Source organism: Faecalicoccus acidiformans (assembly GCF_014202635.1).
Lineage (GTDB): Bacteria > Bacillota_I > Bacilli_A > Erysipelotrichales > Erysipelotrichaceae > Faecalicoccus > Faecalicoccus acidiformans.
In genome coordinates, this window is record NZ_JACHHD010000009.1 from 65153 (window position 1) to 87228 (window position 22076).

Here is a 22076-nt window from a genome sequence, read left to right on the forward strand (position 1 = left end):
CCTATTCTCAATAGCCATAAGTTGTATCCCCATACAAAGCATAAGGGTCCTGACCATAAATCGATGCAGATCCACCATATACGTCTCCTGTATCCGAATACTCGCTAAAGTCCCAAAGCGTCAATTGATACGGATCAGTCGACGGCTCTTCTATCGATTCGCTGGATTCTCCATCCAAAACAGCCTGGATCTTTTCTGTAGCCGCATCCAAATATTCTACATAAGGTATCATGACAGAAGCATAATCGCCCTGAATCGTACAGAATTCTGTGCTGACACTTCCGGAAATGGTGAAATTTTCAAATTTCCATTCTGGCATCATCGCAAATTCATAACGGATAAACGAACGAATCTGATCCGCAGGCATATTTGTTTCAAAGGCGCCTCCCAGAGCATCAATAAAATCTCCAAAGTTCAATAACATGCTTGGCGATGCGATTTTATTGATCAAAGCCTCCAGAACCTGCTGCTGGTTCTTGACACGCTGCGCATCCCCATCGACATACGCATAACGTTCACGTGCATAAGCTAAAGCTCTTTCCCCTTCTAAATGATTCCAGCCCTCTTTTACACCCTCTGTTCCATTGGCATAAAATGTATCGACCTCTAGACCTTCTTCAACATAAACATCGATTCCATCAACCGCATCTACTAAATTAACCAGGCTTGAAAAATTGACGCGGACTGTATAATTCACAGTTATACCTAATAGGTTTTCTATCGTTTCGTCCGTTGCTTCCACACCGTATTGACCCGTATGCGTCAACTTATTCAAACTGTCTTCCGGGCATGCCTGCACTCCCGAAGGACAAGTTATACTAACATATAAGTCTCGAGGCAAACTTGTCATTAGGACTGTATGCGTGGTCGGATTGATCGTTACCAACATATTCACATCCGAACGACTGTTTTCATTCAACGAGCCGTATGAATCGTTTCCGCTAATCAAAACAGTAAAGGGATCGGTCACGATGCTGCTGACACGATTCAACGATTCATCTTGCGAAGTGGAACGTTCTGTATAATACACCGTTTGATAAATACTCTGGGTCGCAACACCAAAATTAGTATAATCTCCACCCATTTCGTGAATATCATTTTCATATGTTTCATCTAATATAATCGAATCGACTTGTCCGTTATAGAAACCATATAATAAATCACTCAGCGTATAATACTCATTGGTTTCAATCGATATATCCTGACTTTCTAAATCGTTTAAACATCGCTGGATTCCTTCTTCGTTAAGACTCAGTACAAGACCTACAGTTTGTCCGTCCAAGTCTTCAATATCTTCGATACCAGAACCATTTAATGCATAGACATTGATCCGATGCGCAATCTTATCCGTCAGATTGGTTACCTCGTTAAAAAGATTGGTCAGTCCATAAACATAATAATTTCCAAAGCCGTATCCCGTTGTCAGAGCAGCCAAAAGAAGTGTCATGAATACTTTAGACACTTTTCTTCTGCATTTAAAATTCGCAAACAAAATGATCATCAGCGTCAATAGTATCACTACACTGACCACGGGGATGAGTAAGGTCAATGGGAACATATCCAATTGAAACAATTGAAAAACCAAATATCCTACCAAAGCCAATGATGCGATAGACAAAATAAAACATAAGATGACAAGAAATGGTGAAATCCTTCTTCTTTTCTTTCGAGGCACCTTACGTGAATTTGTCTGTATTTGTTTTTTACTCATGCGCTTATTTTTGCATTTTATTAAGATTATGTCAAATTTTGCCCTATAAAAACATTAAAATCCCATATTATTGATAAAAATCGCGTTTTTTTTAACAGAAAATCCCACTTAATAACGCATAATCAGAATTTGTCCTCCCACCGCTAACAAGAGGTAAAGAAGAACCAACGCACATTGTCCAATCATATCGGGACTCCACAAAATCGATAAAATCCAGATCATCATGGCTCCCATCAAACAAGGTAAAACTTTCGCAATCTCCTTATGAGCAGGATAAGAAACCTTTTGCATCGTCATGGAACTCATCAAAATCAAACTGACAAACCCCATGACCAAAGGCCCCCAAAGTCCCAGAAACAGAATTAGAAGCATTGAACCGGCACTCTCGATCGCAAACACCAACAAAGAGATCTTATGATCAGGAAACTTGTGTTTTTGTAAAACTTGGCGATTTAAGACCCATAGCCCCGGTATTAACCAAAATAGATGAACAATTATTTCATACACTTGAAAATCTTGGCTCCATAATACGATTCCCAAGCCAAATCCCAAGAAACATGCGAGATGATTGATTTCTCTTCGTGAAGATAAAGGAATCTTTTCTAAAAGATAGATATAGAACCATGCGATCATCATCAAACTTGCCAACATTCCGGTTTCTTCTGACGAGCAAACTAAGCCGCAGACAAAGACAGGGCCTGCAATCAACAAAGATTTAAGTATTGAAGGCAAAAGTTTTTTTCCTTGTTTTTTTATTTCGTTTTGGATCGATGATCGATTCATCGGTTTCATAGATGCCAAAGGAAAGACCCGAATCAGAGCATCTAAAAAGAGCCAGTCACTTAAAAGAAGAGCAGTTAAGGATACATCATTCGTATATTGAACTTGAGTAAATACTAGAATCAGGAAAAGAATCGTTAATGCGATTCCCACAAGATCACGAATTTGATTTTCGTTTCGATTTTGCATAATTGCACTGCCAAACAATACAGGAAGAAAAATCAGGCTGTGAGAAAAGCTTTGAAAGAAGAAAGATATGATCAAATAGATTCCGCAAAAAACTCCCATCCAAATCAGCTGTGAGATTTGAAAAGCCCAGGAGAATTTCTTCTTATACTGGAGACCTTTAAGAATTCCTGCAAAAAAGCCAACCCATGCCAGTGAAAAACTCAATTGACCGATCCCGGTCAGCCCCAATACAGAAACACAATGAATCCAAGCCAAGAAAAAGCCGATTCCGAATACCAATGATTTACATTGACGAACTGATACCATCATAATTGTATTTTTACACACTATTCGTAAAAAGAAAAGACCTGAATCAGGCCTTTGATACAATATTTTTAGCATCTTTGTAGATGCTGTGCGCTGGAATGATTCCACGAACGCGGGATAAAGGATATATATTGGTATCTACACCAATCACTGTTCCCGGATTGAGCACAGAATTACATCCCACTTCCACATGGTCACCAAGCATGGCTCCCATCTTCTTCAATCCCGTCTCGATGGTTTCCTCTTTGTCTTTGACAACAACTAAAGTTTTGTCACTTTTTACATTAGAAGTAATCGATCCGGCGCCCATATGTGAATAATAACCTAAAATAGAATCTCCTACATAGTTATAATGCGGAGTCTGTACATGATCAAATAAGATAACATTTTTCAGCTCCACGCTGTTTCCGACTACGCAGTCCGCCCCAACCAACGCATTGCCTCGAATAAAAGCACCATGCCGGACTTCTGTACGTGGACCAATAATACAAGGGGCCCCTAAATAGGCCGTAGGTGCAAGAACCGCATCCGGATGCACCCATACTTGCGGCTGAATCTCTTGGTAATCCTTTAAAGTCGGTCCTAATTCTAAAATAAAATCATGGATTCCTTTTAACGCTTCCCAAGGGTATGTAAAACGCTGTAAGTATTCTTTTGCCAAAGTATGATCTAAATCATATAACTCATTGATCGTAACCATAATCTTCACTCCAATCTTCTTCTATTTTAAAAAAAAGCCTGCCTGTTAGGCAAGCTTAAGATTTTAAATCTTTTGAATCCTCTAAAGAACCCATCGCTTTCTGAATCGCTTCGGTCAAGATTGAAACCATATCTGTTTCTTCCTGCGGAAAGAGATCTAAATAGATCCTCTCGTATATCAATGTATCAGAATCAACGATGCAGTAAGTGCCTGCATAAGGTCGGATCTGAAGGTCTTCCTGACTCAACATCTGATTGGATAAGACCCACTCTCTTCCATCTTGATTCCATCTAGTCGTGCTGATCTTTACATCAATATCTCCAAATTCTTCAAAAAAGTGTTCGATTACGGATTGTTTTGTTTTCGCATTTGAAACCAGAACATGATCGATCGGCATCTCCTTCAAAGTGACTTGCAGTTTATAGCGCATATCACGCGAAAAATCCGAACTGCCAAAGAAGGAATCATCCATATAGAGGAAATACATTAGCGATTAAAGAAGAAGTTCGGGATTGAATCATCCCCGGTGTTTTCTTCAACACTCGTCACGACCCCTGCAGTGGTTGGAGCCTGTACAGAAGGTTGTGTGAATAACGATTCTTTTGGACGAGAATCACTGCGTTTTTTTGCAACTTTCTTTGTTTCTTCAAAACCAGTTGCGATCACAGTAACGATGATGGCATCGCCCAACTGTTCATTAATAGCAATACCGAAGATGCAATCTACATCGCCTCCAGCTGCATCCTGGATCACAGCAACTGCATTCTGAGCATCGAACAAAGACACTTTGTCGCCCCCTGTGATATTGATGATAGCACTGGTAGCCCCATTGATCTGAGCTTCCAACAATGGAGACTGGATGGCTTTTTCGGCAGCGCTAACGGCTTTATCTTCACCCTCAGCCATACCGATACCGATCAAGGCACGGCCCTGATTCTGCATTACGCTACGAACATCAGCAAAGTCCAAGTTAACCAATGCCGGCACTGCGATCAAGTCAGAGATTGTCTGTACACCTTGGCGCAGAACATTGTCCGCAGCCTGGAATGCTTCTTCAATTGGTTTGCGTCCAATAACTTCTAACAGATTATCATTGGAAACAATGATCAAAGAATCAACATGTTTCTTTAATTCTTCAATTCCATCGATCGCATTATTCATACGACGTTTTCCTTCAAAAGTGAATGGTTTCGTCACAACGGCAACCGTTAAGGCTCCCTCTTCTTTTGAAATCTTCGCAATCAACGGAGCTGCTCCTGTTCCGGTTCCTCCGCCCATCCCGGCAGTGATAAATACCATGTCCGAACCTTTGATTGCTTCCCGGATCTCACTTTCACTTTCTTCTGCTGCTTTACGGCCAAATTCCGGATTTCCTCCGGCCCCTAAACCTTTTGTTGTTTCACGTCCCAGGACGATCTTATTTTCACATGGCGAATTTTTCATGACTTGGACATCGGTATTGCAGATATAAAAATCAACTCCCTTGACTCCATCAGCAACCATGCGGTTTACGGCATTGGATCCGCCCCCGCCGACTCCTAATACACGAATTGTCGCAACTTGATTAAATTCTGTCATCTTCTGTACCTCCGTTTATTCCTTCTCTGTCAGAATCGCATTCTTGAGTTTTTGTGTAAATCCACCTTCAGAGCCTAATTTCGCTCTCGTATTGATGGAATCGATGCTGGCTTCCAGTTCATTGTTGTTGACACTCATCTGATCGCTGTGACGGATGCGATTGACATACTGCCAGGCATATGCCATTCCCAAACCGCAAACATAGGCGCCATCACGAGCTCCGATCGTCTGCTCTTCAAAGACTTGCGCTTTAGCATTAAAAGCGCCTTCCAATTGTGACAGCACACGAATATTTGCACCTTGCCCTGTCAAAACATAGCGCATGGAAGACTGCGAAGCAATTGGAGCACATGCTTCATTGACATCCGCGATCCAGCTGCGAATCTTTGACAAACAACTTTGTGTCAGTTCTTTTAGCGTGATCTCTACACGCATCTCTTCTTTTTGTTCGATGTAACAGATCACATCGCTCGCTTCACTTTCGTTGGCGGTAAAGATGTTCTGCAATAAGCGGTAACATACCTCGTCACTGAGATGATATTTTGCCTGCAGATCAGATGTAAAGGCGTGATATCCCTGTTCTAAGGTCGTCGTATTTAACAATCGACCGTGCTGGAAAAGCGAAAGCGTACAATGCTCTTTTTCCAAATCGATCAGAATCGTTGCCTTGTCTGGATCTGAGATCAAGACTCCCGTCTCCTGTGCCAGTGCATACGCATCGATGCACACATCCAAAATCTGAAGATTGGATTGTTCTACACAGCGAGCATAAGCATACATGGTTTCTTTATCGGCATATAACAGATCGATATCCATAAAGAAATCATCACATTCTTCCCCAATCGGCATTTTTGTCGTTTCCTGCCCATTGATGATATACGCAATTCGATTCGCATTGACAAATACGAGTTCTTCTCCCAGCTGCTTTTCTATCGCTTTATTAAAGCCTTGCTGAATATGGAACAAGCGAATCGTACGCGTTCCATCTCCAATCTGGATATGGATCTTTTGGCTGCTGCGATGAACATTGACACTCGGTATCGCAAGCAACACACGTTCTATACGAAAGCCCAAAGCGCTCTGCGCATTCTTACAGGCTTCCTGAATGGCTTTGACAACGGCTGCTTCATTGCGAATCTTTTGTCCTTCTACGCCCGCACACTGCACACGTTCTACACGCAAGATGTTGTTACGGGCTTCATAGACTTCCAAAACAATCAGACGTATTTCCTGATCCGCAATTTCCAGAGTCGCATACACTTTTTTCTTAGGCATTCGAATTCTCCTTTTTCTACTTTCGAATCATGTTCAATTATAACAAATTTCTTTATAGAAGTTTAGTCTATTTCTAAAAACAAGTCATTTTTTATTCCATGGTAACGGAAATCTCCATCGTAGAATCGATAGGCGTATTAGGTTCTACACTCTGAGCGACTACCGTTCCATAGCCATCGGTCTGGATCTGTATCCCTGTCAGATCCCAAAATGCGGTAATATCTTTCCGCGTCCAGCCTGTCATATCTGGCATTGTAATCTGGGCGCCATCTGTCAATAAGAAAACACGATCTCCTGAGCTGACCACGGATCCAAAAGCCGGGTATTGTTCAATGATAGTCGATCCATTTCCAATCATGACCGTTGTCGCTTTCCATCCAGAAGTTTTACTGTTCGCATAATCAACAGAATGATTGACAAGATTCGGCATGGTATACGTTTCCCATGTTTGTGATTCCTCATCTTCTGCTGAGCTTGAAGAACTGCTCTCGTTACTTCCGCTGATCCCGTATGCCACCAAAGCCGCTTTCATTATATCCTGAAACTGTTCAGCACTATAGTTCACATAGTTGGGTCCGATCATGCCCCAATACACCATGATCTTGGCATCCTCCGCCGGAGCCGCCGCCATAATACTGGACGTGTAGTTCACTTCATCATATTTGCCAGTCTCTGGATTGTAGATTTCTCCGGTCCCGGTCTTTGCTGCCATGGAAACGCCTTCAATCGCAAAACGTTCTCCGGATTTCCCCTCATCTAGAACATGTTTGAGCATTTCAGTCATTTTATTTGCTGTTTCAGATGAAATCGGAGTCCCTACTTCTTTTGTTGTATAGCTTTCAATCGTTTCTCCCGTTTCCGAATCCTCGATTGAATCCACCACATATGGCTGTACCATCGTACCCTCATTAAAGATGGCAGAATAAGCCTGCATCAGCTGTAAAACCGTAATAGAACTCGCTTGTCCGAATCCTGTCGATAAGTAGTCCGTCGGAATATCGATGTTTTTCGTTCCTGTCGCTTCGGTCACATAAGGAATTCCGGTTTCTTGAAAGAAACCGAAAGAATCCAGGTAATCTTCCAAAGAACCATAGTTCATATGATTGGCCAGCAATTCACAAATTCCGACATTGCTGGAAAACGCAAGACCATCTTCAAAAGTCAAAGTTCCAAAATCATTTCCCATAGCATCACTGATAGCCGGATATCCCGTATCCGTTCCATTGGATACGCGCATGATCCGGCCCGTTGAAGTATCAAATGTATAGGTAAATGTGCCGGCACGATACATTGTATTTTCAGGGAAAGTTCCCGTATCTACAGCGGCTGCATAGGTAAATGTTTTCATGACGGAGCCGGGTTCATAAGCAACCATGCTGACATAATCATTATACGAAGGAATCTTTTCATGCTTGTTTTGATCAAAAGTGGGATAACTTGCCCAAGCCAAAATTTTTCCGGTCTCCACTTCCATCACAACGGCCCACGCACTGGTGGCTTTATTATTTTCGATGGTTTCTTCCATCGATTTTTCAACAGCCACCTGCAAATCGTAATCGATCGTTAAAACGACATCATCGCCATCTTCTGCTTTTTCGTATACCTTCGTCGTACCTGGAAGTATGCTGCCATCCACGGCCTGTTGATATTGTACCCGTCCATCTTTCCCGGATAAAATATCATTCATCGTTTGTTCCAGTCCCATCTTCCCTACGATTTTTTGCTCATCTTCATCATAGGTCGCAAAACCGATCAAGTTACTGGAGAACGGAGTCGTTGGATAATTTCGATTGCTGGTTTCAATAAAACCGATTCCAGGCAGATCCAATTCCTGAACAGCCTTCATCGTATCTTCATCCAACCGTTTGGTTCCCGCACCTAACTCCGTTTGTGACAATTCTTTATTTTGCGCATTTTTTATGATCTTCTCTATATTTTCTTCATCCGCATCTTTTAAAACCTTACATAGTTTCTTTGCGGTCGAAGCTGCATTCTTTACATAATCGGGGTTTCCTTCCTCATCCTCAATGCTTGAATCTAAATAAGCAACGATTGTCCATGCCTTGACTTCTTGAGCAATCACGTTTCGATTTCGATCATAGATCGTACCTCGTTGCGCTTCTACTACTGTGTCGACAATGGAAGATGATATTTTTGAATTCAGCGCACTTTCTCCTGACCAAAAATGCGTCTTTGTAACCATAGTGAAAAGAACATTAGCAACCACTAATGTTCCAATCATCACCATCACTTGAATCATTCGATAAAGCTGTTTATTACTTCGCTTGATACTGCGACGCATCATTTGCGGATCAAGCGATTGTTTCTTTCTACGCTTTATTTTCATTCATCATCCACCTATCCGAACTAATTGTTGATCACATAGATATTATCTTGATTTTCAGTTAGTTCATCTTCTACGATACCTAACATTTTATTCTTATCTTGGATCGAAGAAATATCTGTTTTCAAAGTATAAACTTCATCTTGTGCTTCTGCAAGTTCGGAAGCTAATCTTTGATCTTCTACAGAAAGTGTAATATTGTACGAATTCAAGCCGATTTTAGAAAAACAATAGAAGACACAGGAAAGGCAGAACGCCAGAAGCAATAATTTCTCCGGACGCAATTGGCGAATACTTTTCTTTTGTTTCTTTTTATTATGATTTGATCGCCGCATATTAACTGTCCCTTCTTTTCAATCCCCTCAGTTTTGCACTATGAGCTCGTCGGTTTAAAGCAAGCTCAGAGTCCGAAGCCGTTACCGGTTTCCTTGAAATCAACTCATATTCTAAATTTTCCATCCCAATTTGCGGCAGACGTCTGTCTGCCTTTTTCTGTACAGCCACTTCTTTGAACATCGTTTTTACAATACGATCTTCCAGGGAATGAAAAGTAATGACTACCAATCGTCCCTGCGGCGCCAACATCTCAATCGCGTCCTGCAACGCCATCTTCAATTGATCCAGCTCTTGATTGACTTCAATGCGGATCGCTTGAAAGATTTGTTTGGCAGGATGCCCCTTTTGATTAAGAACCTTTGCCGGAAGACAAGATCGAATTACATCCACCAGTTCAAATGTCGTATCGATTGACTTTTCCTGACGATTTTTCACAATGGCCTTGGCTATCCCATACGCATGCGGATCCTGACCGTAATCGCGAAAGATCCGAAACAGCTGCTCCTGAGAATATGTATTGACGATAGTCCAAGCATCTAATTCTTGTGTCTGGTCCATTCGCATATCCAAACGAGCATCGTATCGATAGCTGAATCCTCTGGCCGGATCGTCGAATTGCGGACTGGATACCCCCAGATCCATCAAAATTCCGTCGGCCTTATTCACCCCGTAACTTTCCAATGCCGCCCGCATATGGCCAAAATCAGTATGGATACAAGTGAAATTATCACCGATCCTGGATAATCGAGCCTGACTTTCTTCTAAAGCCTGTTTGTCTCGATCCAAGCCATACAAATGACCATATGGACATTGCTTCAGGATCTCTGCACTGTGGCCCCCTCTGCCCAGCGTGCAATCCACATAGATGCCGTCCTTTTTGACATCGAGCATTGTAATCGTTTCCGTTAAAAGTACACTTTGATGTTCCATGTTACTCCATGAATCCATTTAATGCCTCTGCGGCTTCTTCAAAAGAACCTGACTGTTCTTCTTCTAATTGTGTCCAACGCTCTTTTGACCAGATTTCTAAATGATTTGCCATACCTACGATCAGACACTCTTTCTCTAAACCAGCTAAATCGATCAATGTACGAGGTATAAGGATTCTTCCCTGGCTGTCCAGGTCAACCTCCGCTGCCTTAGATAACATCATACGCTGAAACATACGCGCATCTTTGTTTGTTGAAGGCAACGTCGATAATTTTTTATACACCGTCTCCCACTGAGAAGAGGTATATACATACAAGCAGCCATCCAAGCCGCGGTTGACAACGACGTGTTCACCAAGATCTTCTCGAAATTTCGCCGGCATAATCAATCGCCCCTTACGATCGATATTATGTGCGTACTCCCCCATGAACACGTGTCATCACCCCCACCTTTAGACACTTTCCGCTACTTTGCACCACCATAATACATCATTTCATTCTGTTTTGACAACTTTTTTTTCAATAAATATTATTTTTATACAATCGGTTGAACCTTCAACCTTTTTTACTTCAAAAAAAAGTGAAAATCTATGCGATTTTAAGCTTTTTTTCGGTATAATTGAAAAGGTTTAAAACCCATTTGAGAGAGGTGAGATTTTGAATCTATTTGTGTTTATTCTGGCATTGTTGCCAATTCTGTGGCTGATTGTGGCGTTGACCCTTTTCAAATGGCCCACATTTAAAGCGGCTATTGGTTCTTTGATCATCAGCGCCATTCTAGCCATCACATATTGGCAAATGCCGATCATCGATATGGCATCTGCTCTGGCAGAAGGCTTTGCGATGGCTGTATGGCCTATCATTATTGTGATCATCGCTGCTGTTTTTACATATAACCTGACATTGCGCACAGGCGCTATGGAGATCATCAAGCAAATGATCGCATCGGTGAGCAGCGATCGACGCATCATCGTTTTATTGATCGCGTGGTGTTTTGGCGGATTCATGGAAGGTATGGCCGGTTTTGGAACGGCCATTGCGATTCCTGCCAGCATGTTAGTCGGCTTAGGCTTTAAGCCTTTGTTTAGCTGTCTGGTTTGTTTGTTGGCAAACGGCGTCCCGACTCCCTTTGGCTCCATCGGGATCCCGACCGTGACATTGGCCAATCTGGTTGGATTAGAAAACACTTCCTTATCTTTTATGACCAGCCTTCAGTTATCGCCTTTTGTGATCGCAGCTCCCTTTTTGATCGTTATGGCAACAGGTAAAGGTCCTAAAGCGTTGAAAGGAATGGTCCCGTTAACGTTAGCAAGCGGTCTGGGCTTCATCATTCCCCAACTGGCAGTCAGCTACTTTGTGGGCGCAGAGTTAGCCGTCGTAGTCGGCAGTGTCTGCTCCTTGTTATTGACGATTCTTTTTGCTCTAAAGAAAAAACCGGACCCGCAATATGCAATGCAAGTCCAGTCAAAAGAGAAGATTACTCTTTCAAAAGCCATCACGGCTTGGAGCCCTTTTATTTTGATCTTCTGTTTCCTTTTATTGACATCCAAACTAGTGGCTCCGATCAACGAAGCCTTATCTGTCTTTTCAAGTCAAGTAACGATCTATACCGGCCCAGACCCCAATCTGGTTTCCTTCTCCTGGATCAATACCCCAGGGGTATGGATCTTCTTGTCAGCTATTTTAGGAGGATGGATCCAAAAAGCGAAGTGTAAAGACTTTATTCAGGTTTTGATCGAAACCCTTCAGCAAATGAAAGAAACAATGATCACGATGCTTTGTGTATTGGCCTGTGCCAAGATCATGGGTTATGCTGGCATGATCAGTGATGTTTCCAGTTTTGTGATTCTGATCACCGGCAGCTTCTACCCTTTCTTTGCTCCGTGGTTTGGTGCACTGGGAACATTTGTCACAGGGTCCGGGACCAACTCCGGAGTCTTGTTTGGGCAAGTTCAAATGGAAGCGGCTCAAGCTTTGCAGGCGAACAACTTGTGGATCGTCGCTTTAAACTCCCTGGGAGTTGCCGTAGGAAAAATGCTCAGTCCTCAAAGTTTAGCGATTGCTTTAAGCAGTGTTGACAGCAAAGGACAAGATTCCAAACTTTTATCCATGGTCCTGCCTTATGGTGCCATCATGATTATCTTGATGTCGATACTTGCCTTTGTCGGCAATATGATCCTTTAACAAAAAGATCCGCATCTCAAATGATGTGGATCTTTTTTACTAAGCTAATTCAGAAGTACAATGCGGACAGCGAGTCGCATCAATGTGGATCTCGCTTTTACAGTAAGGACATACCTTTGTCGTAGGAGCAGCCGCCTCTTCTTCTTTTTTCTTGATCAGACTGACACTCAACAACTTATTGATTGATTTCAACAAAACAAACAACACTAAAGCTGTGATCAAAAAATTCACAACTGCAGTAACAAACGCATTGGCGAATCCCGCAACATCTTGCAGAGTATACATCTTGGCACCCGTAACGACATCCAGGATCGGTTGAATAAGGTTTGTAGTCAAAGCAGTCACGATACTCGTAAATGCACCACCGATCAAAACACCGACAGCCATATCCATCACATTGCCACGCAACGCAAATGACTTAAATTCTTCTATAAATCTCTTCATCCTTTTCTCCTTTTTTTAACGGCTATAAATTCTACACTATTTTTAAACCCTTTTTCAAGCTTACAATTTTATCCAGACTGAGCTAGATTCTCTGAGATTTGCATAAATATCGACTTTTCTTGTGATAGAAAATTTTTATGTTATAGTATAGAAGAGTTTGAAAGGAGGCGAAAAATGGCATCACCCGAAAAAATGGAACGATTCTTTAAAAAGAATCACATCTTGGAAGAAAATATTAAATATATCATTCGACAAGATTCCAAAACCTGTCTTTATCTGTTTAACGGAAAAGTCGTAAAAACCTATATTCCAGCTAAGACGATCATCACATCCTTAGGCAGCTCACATTTCATCAATATCAACAAAGGCATCTATATCAACAGCCGTTATGTAATTGATATCAAAGGAAACAACTATACGATGATCGATAATAAATGTTTCGAAGGCCGTTCTCGCCTTTCCAGCGATCAAAAAACATTCAATGACGAATGGCAGACCAACATCAACAAAGCCGATTTAGAAAATCCTGTCCTTTCTCATTTACACATTTTAGATGATTGCCCTATCGGTTTTAGCGTGATTGAGATCGTCTTCAACGAACAAGGAAACGGTGTCGACTTCTTTTTCCGCTACTGCAATAAACAAATGGTGCAGATTGAAGAATTGCCCCTTGATCAACTCATCGATCATTCTTTTTTGGAATTGTTCCCAGACGATAATTTAACATGGGTGGCGAGCTATGCCGACGTAGCAATCAACAATACGCAGAAAGTCATCCATTCTTACAGCTACACCTTAAAAAAATATCTTTCTGTCTATTGTTTTCAACTGAAGCCGCGTTTTTGCGGATGCATTGTCTTTGATTCAGAAAAGACAATCAAGGAAATCTTATCCCACGGCTTCCCTTTCGCCCCTTCTCATTTTGATTTTTTGAAACAATACGTAAAATAGCATAATAAAAACAGCTTTTAGCTGTTTTTTATTATTTCAATATGTCTTTTAGCGACTTGCTTGATTTAAACTTCACATTTCTCGTCGGCAAGATTTCCATCTTTTCACCTGTAGAAGGATTGATTCCAATTCTACCTTTACGGTGCGTTACAGAAAAGCGTCCAAATCCATAAATATCAACTTGGCCATCTTCTTTTAAGACATCTGTAATCTGATCGAACACAAATTGAATGTATTCGTTAGCAGTAGCTTTGGAAACATGAAATTCCTCGCTAAATCGAGCCTCCAGATCCTTTCGGTTGATTGATAAAGACATACATTCTCCTTCCTATCGATTGATAACCGCTATTATATTAAATTTAAACACTTGATTTTTCAATAATATAATTAAATTATTGTACTTTACTTGTATAAAAATAAATTAACTGACAATTCTTGAAGTTATGTTACATCTTTACCACACATTATTTCTTTGCATCTACAATGTTTCTTCATAAACGCGCAAAACATTTCTATAAAAAACCTTCTCGATATCTTCTTGCGGCAAGCCTGCCTTCCGCAACGCTTCCTGCAGCTTCCACATATGAGCCGAACTTGGAATCTCTAAATCCGAATGGATTCCATCGAAATCCGTTCCAATACCAATGCAATTGATACTCGCTATATCCCGTATGTACAGGATATGGCGAACCATAGCCTCAACCCGACTGGGGCCATTGGCAGCAGCATGGGTTTCTAGAAAATCTCCGCAAAAGTTCAATCCCATGACTCCACCCTTTTGATCTAAAGCACGAATCATATCATCATCTAAGTTACGGGCAACCGGACAGATGGTGCGCGCATTGGAATGGGATGCCACAAAGGGCTTGGTCGCATGATGTACGACATCCCAAAACCCGGCATCCGATAAATGACTGACATCCACAATCATGCCCAGCCGTTCCATCTCTTTTACATAGCGAATCCCAAATTCTGTCAATCCGTTTTCGTTATCCACTTTCTGCAACAAGCTAGCCTGTTTATAGTCCGTAAAATCGTCCATCGATAGATTCGGATACCCTATCCCATTCGGATAGTTCCAAGTCAGGGCAATCATACGAACGCCCAACCGGTAATAATTTCGAAGCATGGCCAGATCATCAAAGACCACCCCGCCATCTTCCAATGTCAAAAGACAAGAAATCTTATGATTTCGAGCATTCTTTTCAATATCTTCAAAACAGAGAACAGGCGCTAGACGGTCCGCATTTCGTTCTAACTCGCTCCAATAACGATCCATCAGATCCATCGTTCTTTTTTCCGGGATCGCTTCTTCTTTGCGATGCGTAAACAAGGCGAAATTTTGCACCAGTACATGTCCTTGTTCCATTTTCTCTATATCTACACTCAAACCATTCTTTCGCAAGGAGGCATTCTCCCCCTGCTCCCAAAGAGAAAGAATCGTATCACAATGCATATCAATCAAAAACATGCGTTTCCTCCAACAAACGATCCAGCCAAACGACACATCCATCCTCGAAACAGGAAGGGACAACGATATCGGCAACTGTTTGACATTCTTTTTTCGCACTTTCTAAGCTGGCAGAATACCCAGCCATCCGTAAAGTTTCCAGATCACTGATCCCATCCCCAATGGCTGTCACCTGATTCCAAGTCCATCCATGCCTTTTCATCAGCTCTTCCAGCGTCTTATGTTTGGAAACTCCTTTCTGGATCATATCATACAAAAGCGGCGTACTTTTGATCACTTCCATGTGAGTGTGTTCGTTAACTTCCCGACAGAATCGATCACTCAGTTCAACAAGTTTTTCTTCGGTTTGTGATACCGCACATTTTACGATCTCATTTTGGCAATATTTTTCAGGATTCTCAGTAATGATATAATCTACTTCACAATTCTTCTGATCCAGGCTGAATCCTTCACTCATGCGATTACAAACAAAGTAGTCCGGCTGAGAAAAGCCCAATCCCAACCCCATTTGATTAGCAACTTCCCATAGATAAAACGCTTCTTCTTTTTTGATCCGCTTGGTAAGAACAACTTCTTCTTTTGCCATATCATAGACATGACATCCATTGGCTGAAATCACATATCCTCCAAAGCGATCCATTTGGATCTGTCTGGCCAAAGGATATACCCCTTGAAAGATCCGGGCACTGTTCAAGATCACAACATGCCCTTTTTCCTGAAGGCGGATCAATCGTTTCTCTACCTCTTGTGATACTCTAAGACCTGAACTGGGCGGCATCAAAGACCCATCTAAATCACATACAACGATCCATTGCATAAAAATCCTCCGATTCTAGATAAAAGTGATACACTTAAAATTATGAACACTGGTGATTTTTCCCAAGGCAGCATCTCTTCCCATATTCTGCGCCTGGGACTTCCTTTAATGTTAGCACAATTTGTACAGGTCGCCTACAATCTGGTCGACCGTCTTTATATCGGTCACATGGATACATCCAGCGCTATGGCTCTGACTGGCCTTGGACTCTGTTTCCCTTTGATCACATTGATTACCGCCTTTACCAATCTGTGGGGATTAGGCGGAGCTCCTCTATGCTCGATTGCCCGCGGAAAAAAACAGGAAGATCATGCCAAGCAGATCTTAGGAAACACCTTGATCGGATTGATCTTTACCTCACTGATCTTAGCTTGTATCCTGGAAACTTTTCAAAGGCCGATTCTGATGGCATTGGGAGCCAGTGAAGCTACCTTGCCTTATGCGCAAAGTTATTTGTCCATTTATTTGTTAGGGACTCCTTTTTTAATGATCAGCGCCGGTATGAACGGTTTTTTAAATCTGCAAGGATATGCCCGGCTGGGAATGATGACCGTATGTTTAGGGGCCATCATCAACATTATCTTAGATCCTATTTTCATCTTTGGATTGAACATGGGCATTCAAGGCGCAGCCATTGCGACAGTTCTGTCCCAATTCTGTTCTTTTCTGTGGGTTCTTGCGTTTTTAACGGGAAAGAAAAATCAGCTGCCTCTTGTCAATCTGCATCGAACACTCGATTTCAAAATCGACTTTAAGATTTTGTCTCTCGGTCTTGCAGGATTTATCGCCACTGGTTCCAACGCTTTTGTCAGCATGGTTATCAATGCCTCTTTAGGCTATTATGGCGGCGATCTTTATATCGGGATCATGACGATTTTAAATTCTGTTCGCGATGTGCTCTTTTTACCGCTGGAAGCTATGAATGGGGCTGTTGAGCCCATCATTGGATATAACCTGGGGGCAGGATGCATATCTCGTATCCACGAAACCGTCCGTTTTACTTCTAAGATGGTTTTTTTCTACCTTTTGATTGCCTGGGGCATCTTGTTTCTGTTCCCAGGGCAGATCTTGTCTGTCTTTAATCAGGATCCGATTTTGATCCAAACCGGAATCCCCTTATTTCATACGTATTATTTTGGCATTTTCCTCATGGCAGGCCAGTATGTGGGACAAGGTACATTTGTGGGTTTGAATAAACCCAAATTTGCGATCTTCTTCTCGATGTTTCGCAAGATCGTGATCATCTTGCCATTGACACTGTTACTGCCTTTGATTCCTTCTGTTGGGATCCTCGGCATCTTTTTGGCGGAACCCATCTCGAATTTGATTGGCGGCAGCGCCTGTTATTTGACGATGCGCCATACAATTCGGCATTTATAGCCTCAGATGCGCTCCCGAAGATGTTCATAGATCTCGTCAAGTTCTTCTAAAGCATCGATTTGAATAGGGATTTCTATCTGATAGCATAAAGATTCTAAAGCATAATAAATCGTAGGATTGCGAATATAGAGCTTGGCAGGACGCCCAATTTCCTCAATCAGTTCCATGAACATGGCAATCAGACATTCCACTTCGTCATCTTCGAGCGCTAACAGATGTGCATGCACAATAAAATCTGTTCGCAGATCGTATGCCATCAAGACCAGCGGATTCAGGGGACGATCATAATCCGGATCATGAACTGGAGCGAACAAATAATTCAGATCCAGAGCCAGTTCCAGATCTTCAATCGGTTTTTCTTTCAGCGATTGTTTTAAATCCTCCGGAAGTTCGATCATCTTATAGCGTGGAAAAGGTTCCGGCATCAAGATGGATTCCATGCTCATTTCACCTGTATCCAATATCGTCGCTCTTAAGATTTCCTTATTTTCAAAATCCGGCCATTTCTCAGGCTCTTCTTGAAGGCAATCCAGGACACGAATCAAGGCTTTAAAAACAAGCGTACACCGCTTCACCTCTTCTAAAGATAGATCCGACGGACTATAGCGCGGCTCAAAACTAAGGAAATATGTCCAATCCATCGATCCTTGATAGGAACGTCCCAGCTCTTGAATACGTTGCATCTGAACATCATCCAATTCTTCCTGATCTCCATAATAACAAGTCAAAGCGTGAATATCTCCCATGACATAAGTTGACGGAACCGGAAAGTCACCCGATTCCATCAGCATCACCACGTCCGAATATCCCTCTATCCCATAATGCAGGCTAATTCCCGGACAAAACTCTTGTTTGCCCATGATACTGCAGGTAAAGGCTTCCCGATACTCCGGAAGCTTGATCTGAATCAGATCAATATCTTCAAACCGCTGCCACGGTTTTCTTTCTTTTAACTGGTCAGCCAAATCATAAAGATCTCTCCATTGTTCTAATGTTGCGATTGCCATAAACAATATTCTCCTTGGTCTTTATTATGGAGGAAATCGGAAAAAAAGAAAAGGCCTCATTTCTGAGGCCTTCATGCTCAATTACTTATACAAATTGTAGAAAGATTTCTTTCCTTTGTATTGGGCAATCTGACTAGCTCCGCGCTGGTTCAGTTCATCTTCGATACGCATCAAGCGGTTGTATTTTGCGATACGGTCTGTACGAGACAGAGAACCTGTCTTGATCTGACCAGCATTGAATCCAACAGCGATATCTGCAATCGTAGAATCTTCTGTTTCTCCTGAACGGTGAGATACAACACAAGTGTAGTTGTGTTTTTTAGCTAATTCCATAGCATCGAAAGTTTCTGTCAATGTACCGATCTGGTTAACTTTGATCAAGATCGCATTGGCAATACCCTTTTCGATACCTTCCTGTAAGATAGAAGGATTAGTAACGAACAAGTCGTCTCCAACTAACTGAACTTTGTCGCCTAAACGATCTGTCAGTTTCTTCCATCCATCCCAGTCGCGTTCTCCAAGTCCATCTTCGATAGAGATGATTGGATATTTTTCAATCCATTCTGCATACATATCGATCATTTCATCGCTTGTCTTGGTTCCTTGACCTGATTTAGACAATTCATACAGACCTGTTTCGTGGTTATGGAATTCACTGGCAGCAACGTCCATAGCGATGCACATATCTTCACCAGGTTTGTATCCGGCAGCTTCCATAGCTTCTACTAACAGTTCCAATGGTTCTTCGTTTCCATCTTTACAGCTAGGAGCGAATCCACCTTCATCTCCTACATTCGTGTTATAACCTTTTTTCTTTAATACGGTTTTCAATGCATGGAATGTTTCAGCAGCCATGCGTACAGCTTCCTTTTCTGATGTAGCACCAACCGGCATGATCATGAATTCCTGGAAATCTACTGTAGAGTCTGCATGGCTTCCACCGTTGATAACGTTGCACATAGGCACTGGCATTGTTTTGGCATTGAATCCGCCAAAATAGTTATACAATGGCATACCATAGAAATCAGCAGCAGCCAAAGCACACGCCATGGAAACACCCAATGTCGCATTGGCTCCTAAGTTTTTCTTGAATGGAGTTCCATCCAATTCCAACATTGTTTTATCGATCAGAACTTGATCACGGCAATCCATACCGATCACTTTTGGTGCGATAATGTTGTTGACATTATTTACAGCCTTTGTTGTTCCTTTTCCTAAATAACGGCTCTTGTCACCATCACGAAGTTCCAAAGCTTCTCTTTCACCTGTACTGGCACCACTTGGAACCATTGCACGTCCATAAGCACCAGATTCTGTAGTAACTTCTACTTCAACTGTCGGATTACCACGAGAGTCTAATACTTCACGAGCATATACATCAACAATAATAGGCATATCTAAATATCCTCCTTCGCCTTAAGCTATAAAAATAATACCACTTTAGCCTTGCAGATTCAATAAGAACGTCCCGTCTCAAAGCCCGATCCGACGGCATATTTCTGCTCTTTTTCCAGGCTCTTCATCCAAGAAAAAAATATGAAAATGATGAATTCCCATCCGGCGGTATTCTGGTATCTGATCGAATGCGTCAAATGCTTCCGATTCAAAGATTCCCATATGACATTTCGCATCTCCCATCAGACGATACATCTTTCCATCTTTGCCTTTTAACGTAAATCGGTGCCGGTGACAAAGCGCACAATTCTGTCGTTTTCCATCTTTACAAACAGTATTGACCACACAATGATTCATCAGCATCAAACGCCTTTTCCCATAGATCCAAACAGAAACTGGAGCTGGCGATCGATATCGCTTTTCGAAGGCCTCGACCAAAGCTTTTGTCTGCTCCAACGAGCATTCCAAACTGACCATAGCCCCTTTATACCCCAGTTTTACCAGGCATGCTAAAGCATAGGAGTTGGTCACATTATATCTAAGATCTGCCAATTCTGGATTTGTATTCGATAACCCCTCTTGAATCTGGATCCCTTCCAGCGGCAAAGAAACACAATCCACATGATATTCTTTTTCCATCACAGGCCCTGTTTTCGTCTTTTCCTGATACAAAAGATCGACTGCGCACTTGCGTAAATGATTTAATACCGATAACGGAAAAAAGATTTCTTTTGGAAGATCAAACGTAAAATGATCAATTTGAACAAAGGTGTCTTGCGTTCGGGAAAACTGTTTGACCAGATCTTCTTGGGACAGCGGCCGTTTTTTGGCTGGCTGAGCAGGAATTTCACTCTCACAAGCAACTTGTACCTGTCCATCAAAAAGCTGACAGACCAGAGGATGTCCTGGCCCTTGACAGGACAAATGACAATCCACAGAGAGCTTTCGTTTCTTTTCTTGAACGATCTTTTCCACTTGTTTTTGAAGATGAGAATCCACTGTCTTCAATACCATGGATCCAATTTTTACCTTTTGTAAAACAGGGATCATTATTTTTTGACCCGGCAAACCATGCGAAACAAGTTTCCCTGAAGCATCATAAATATAGTTGACTCGACAGCCAAAATCTTCTTTGGCCCCCACAATGCGAATTCCGTCGTTTTGCCGCAAAACCTCTGTCAGACCAATCTCGATTCGATCTTTTTTTTGACCAAGGATTTTACCAACAGAAATACCCTGATGATTCCCGGCAGCCATGTTCATGAGTTCGCGGCCTCGTTTTTGATCAAAGTGGCCCTTCGTAAACCCGCGATTGAATGCTGCTTTTAGTTCTTTGCAATCTTCCAGATCCAACAAGATTCCATCTCTGGCTTTTTTTACTAATTCCACACTTTTATATACATATTCTCGGTTCTTCATCCGCCCTTCAATTTTGACAGAGCAAACTCCCATTTTTTGTAAAGTCTGCACTTCCTCAATCAAAGAAAGGTCTTTCGGACTTAATAGATAGGATTCAGGAAAATCAACCTTTGACCCATCTTTATACAAGAAATAAGGCATACGACAAGGCTGGGCACATAAACCGCGATTCCCGCTGCGCCCATAGACTAGAGAACTGAATAAACATTGACCGCTATAGGATATACAGATGGCTCCCTGTACAAAAACTTCCACTTCAATCCCCGTCCGGATGCATGCCTGGATTTGTTCTTTCGTACATTCTCTTGCCAAAACAACTCTTCGGATACCCAGCTTCTTGCACTGCTCGATTTGATCTGGTCGAGTGATGGAAAGCTGCGTCGATGCATGAAGACAAAGTTGCGGTAATCGCTCATGCAACAGATGAATCAGACCTAGATCCTGTACGATCAAAGCATCTACTCCGATTTCATATAACTGTTTCGCTTGTTGGTAAGCTGCTTCGATCTCGTCTTCAAACAAGAGGGTATTCATCGTCACATGCACTTTGACATTCAAACTGTGACATCGATGAACAACTTCCTTCATTTGTTCTAAAGTAAAATTATCGGCATAAGCCCGTGCTCCAAACGTAGGCAATGCACAATAAATCGCATCGCATCCGGCTTGTAAAGCAGCCTCTAAGGTGGCCGGACTGCCCACAGGAGCTAAAATTTCTAAAGAATTCATGCCTTTAGTATACAAAAAGAAAAGCCATGTTTCCATGGGTATCCAAAATAATTAGGGGTCTTCAATTTGGGGGTCTATTTAGGGGTCAATCTAGGGGACCATTTTAGGGGTCTGTGAATTGACCCCTTTTT

20 protein-coding genes are annotated in these 22076 nt (G+C 42.0%); 3 read left to right on the forward strand and 17 right to left on the reverse strand.

Annotated elements, in window-relative coordinates; translation table 11 throughout:
• Window positions 1–7: 7 nt before the first annotated feature.
• The 10 genes from HNQ43_RS05420 to mraZ form a co-directional block, all read right to left on the reverse strand.
• Entirely contained in the window at window positions 8–1711 is a 1704-nt protein-coding gene (locus HNQ43_RS05420) for an LCP family protein (RefSeq protein ID WP_183375547.1), read from the reverse strand.
• A gap of 108 nt (window positions 1712–1819) precedes the next feature.
• Complete coding sequence (locus HNQ43_RS05425) at window positions 1820–2989, reverse strand: hypothetical protein (protein ID WP_183375549.1); 1170 nt, start codon at window positions 2987–2989, stop codon at window positions 1820–1822.
• A 43-nt stretch (window positions 2990–3032) separates the two neighbouring features.
• Window positions 3033–3686 carry an acyltransferase gene (locus HNQ43_RS05430; RefSeq protein ID WP_183375551.1) on the reverse strand — a complete coding sequence of 218 codons (654 nt, stop codon included), beginning with the start codon at window positions 3684–3686 and terminating at the stop codon, window positions 3033–3035.
• A 55-nt stretch (window positions 3687–3741) separates the two neighbouring features.
• Window positions 3742–4158, reverse strand: coding sequence for a hypothetical protein (locus HNQ43_RS05435; protein ID WP_183375553.1), 417 nt, complete (start codon window positions 4156–4158; stop codon window positions 3742–3744).
• 14 nt (window positions 4159–4172) lie between these two features.
• Window positions 4173–5264: a cell division protein FtsZ gene (ftsZ, locus tag HNQ43_RS05440; RefSeq protein ID WP_183375555.1), complete on the reverse strand. Its 1092-nt coding sequence runs from the start codon at window positions 5262–5264 to the stop codon at window positions 4173–4175.
• A 15-nt stretch (window positions 5265–5279) separates the two neighbouring features.
• Window positions 5280–6539, reverse strand: a complete 1260-nt coding sequence (locus HNQ43_RS05445) for a cell division protein FtsA (protein WP_183375557.1) — start codon at window positions 6537–6539, stop codon at window positions 5280–5282.
• A 91-nt stretch (window positions 6540–6630) separates the two neighbouring features.
• On the reverse strand, window positions 6631–8886 hold the full coding sequence (locus HNQ43_RS05450; RefSeq protein ID WP_244957041.1) for a penicillin-binding protein: 2256 nt from the start codon (window positions 8884–8886) through the stop codon (window positions 6631–6633).
• A gap of 20 nt (window positions 8887–8906) precedes the next feature.
• On the reverse strand, window positions 8907–9218 hold the full coding sequence (locus tag HNQ43_RS05455) for a hypothetical protein (RefSeq protein WP_183375559.1): 312 nt from the start codon (window positions 9216–9218) through the stop codon (window positions 8907–8909).
• Between the two features lies 1 nt (window position 9219).
• Complete coding sequence (rsmH, locus tag HNQ43_RS05460) at window positions 9220–10167, reverse strand: 16S rRNA (cytosine(1402)-N(4))-methyltransferase RsmH (RefSeq protein WP_244957042.1); 948 nt, start codon at window positions 10165–10167, stop codon at window positions 9220–9222.
• Window positions 10151–10576: a division/cell wall cluster transcriptional repressor MraZ gene (gene mraZ, locus HNQ43_RS05465; protein WP_221248006.1), complete on the reverse strand. Its 426-nt coding sequence runs from the start codon at window positions 10574–10576 to the stop codon at window positions 10151–10153. Before mraZ ends, rsmH begins: the two co-directional genes overlap by 17 nt.
• Window positions 10577–10805: 229 nt before the next feature.
• Between mraZ and HNQ43_RS05470 the strand changes: the two genes are divergently transcribed.
• Window positions 10806–12332, forward strand: a complete 1527-nt coding sequence (locus HNQ43_RS05470; protein ID WP_183375563.1) for an L-lactate permease — start codon at window positions 10806–10808, stop codon at window positions 12330–12332.
• A gap of 39 nt (window positions 12333–12371) precedes the next feature.
• Here HNQ43_RS05470 and mscL read toward each other — a convergent pair whose 3' ends face one another.
• Window positions 12372–12776 (reverse strand): large conductance mechanosensitive channel protein MscL, encoded by a 405-nt coding sequence (mscL, locus tag HNQ43_RS05475; protein ID WP_183375565.1) that lies wholly within the window; start codon window positions 12774–12776, stop codon window positions 12372–12374.
• Between the two features lie 174 nt (window positions 12777–12950).
• Between mscL and HNQ43_RS05480 the strand changes: the two genes are divergently transcribed.
• The gene (locus HNQ43_RS05480) at window positions 12951–13727 is read left to right on the forward strand and encodes a hypothetical protein (RefSeq protein WP_183375567.1); all 777 of its coding nucleotides are present in this window, start codon (window positions 12951–12953) and stop codon (window positions 13725–13727) included.
• Window positions 13728–13758: 31 nt separating this feature from the next.
• Here the strand turns inward: HNQ43_RS05480 and HNQ43_RS05485 are convergent, their stop codons facing one another.
• The 3 genes from HNQ43_RS05485 to HNQ43_RS05495 all read right to left on the reverse strand — a co-directional run bounded on the left by HNQ43_RS05485 (window position 13759) and on the right by HNQ43_RS05495 (window position 16015).
• Window positions 13759–14043, reverse strand: a complete 285-nt coding sequence (locus HNQ43_RS05485; protein WP_183375569.1) for an HU family DNA-binding protein — start codon at window positions 14041–14043, stop codon at window positions 13759–13761.
• Between the two features lie 162 nt (window positions 14044–14205).
• Window positions 14206–15198, reverse strand: a complete 993-nt coding sequence (locus HNQ43_RS05490; RefSeq protein WP_183375571.1) for a dipeptidase — start codon at window positions 15196–15198, stop codon at window positions 14206–14208.
• Entirely contained in the window at window positions 15185–16015 is an 831-nt protein-coding gene (locus HNQ43_RS05495) for an HAD-IIB family hydrolase (RefSeq protein ID WP_183375573.1), read from the reverse strand. The genes HNQ43_RS05490 and HNQ43_RS05495 overlap by 14 nt, the downstream gene beginning before the upstream one ends.
• 42 nt (window positions 16016–16057) lie before the next feature.
• Here HNQ43_RS05495 and HNQ43_RS05500 point away from each other — a divergent pair, with 42 nt between their 5' ends.
• Window positions 16058–17395, forward strand: coding sequence for an MATE family efflux transporter (locus HNQ43_RS05500; RefSeq protein ID WP_183375575.1), 1338 nt, complete (start codon window positions 16058–16060; stop codon window positions 17393–17395).
• A gap of 2 nt (window positions 17396–17397) precedes the next feature.
• Here HNQ43_RS05500 and HNQ43_RS05505 read toward each other — a convergent pair whose 3' ends face one another.
• The 3 genes from HNQ43_RS05505 to HNQ43_RS05515 all read right to left on the reverse strand — a co-directional run bounded on the left by HNQ43_RS05505 (window position 17398) and on the right by HNQ43_RS05515 (window position 21945).
• The gene (locus tag HNQ43_RS05505) at window positions 17398–18402 is read right to left on the reverse strand and encodes a DUF7309 domain-containing protein (protein WP_183375577.1); all 1005 of its coding nucleotides are present in this window, start codon (window positions 18400–18402) and stop codon (window positions 17398–17400) included.
• Window positions 18403–18483: 81 nt separating this feature from the next.
• Window positions 18484–19797, reverse strand: coding sequence for a phosphopyruvate hydratase (eno, locus tag HNQ43_RS05510; protein ID WP_183375579.1), 1314 nt, complete (start codon window positions 19795–19797; stop codon window positions 18484–18486).
• Window positions 19798–19875: 78 nt separating this feature from the next.
• A complete protein-coding gene (locus HNQ43_RS05515; protein WP_183375581.1) occupies window positions 19876–21945 on the reverse strand; it encodes a U32 family peptidase in 2070 nt (689 codons plus the stop codon).
• Between the last annotated feature and the right edge of the window lie 131 nt (window positions 21946–22076).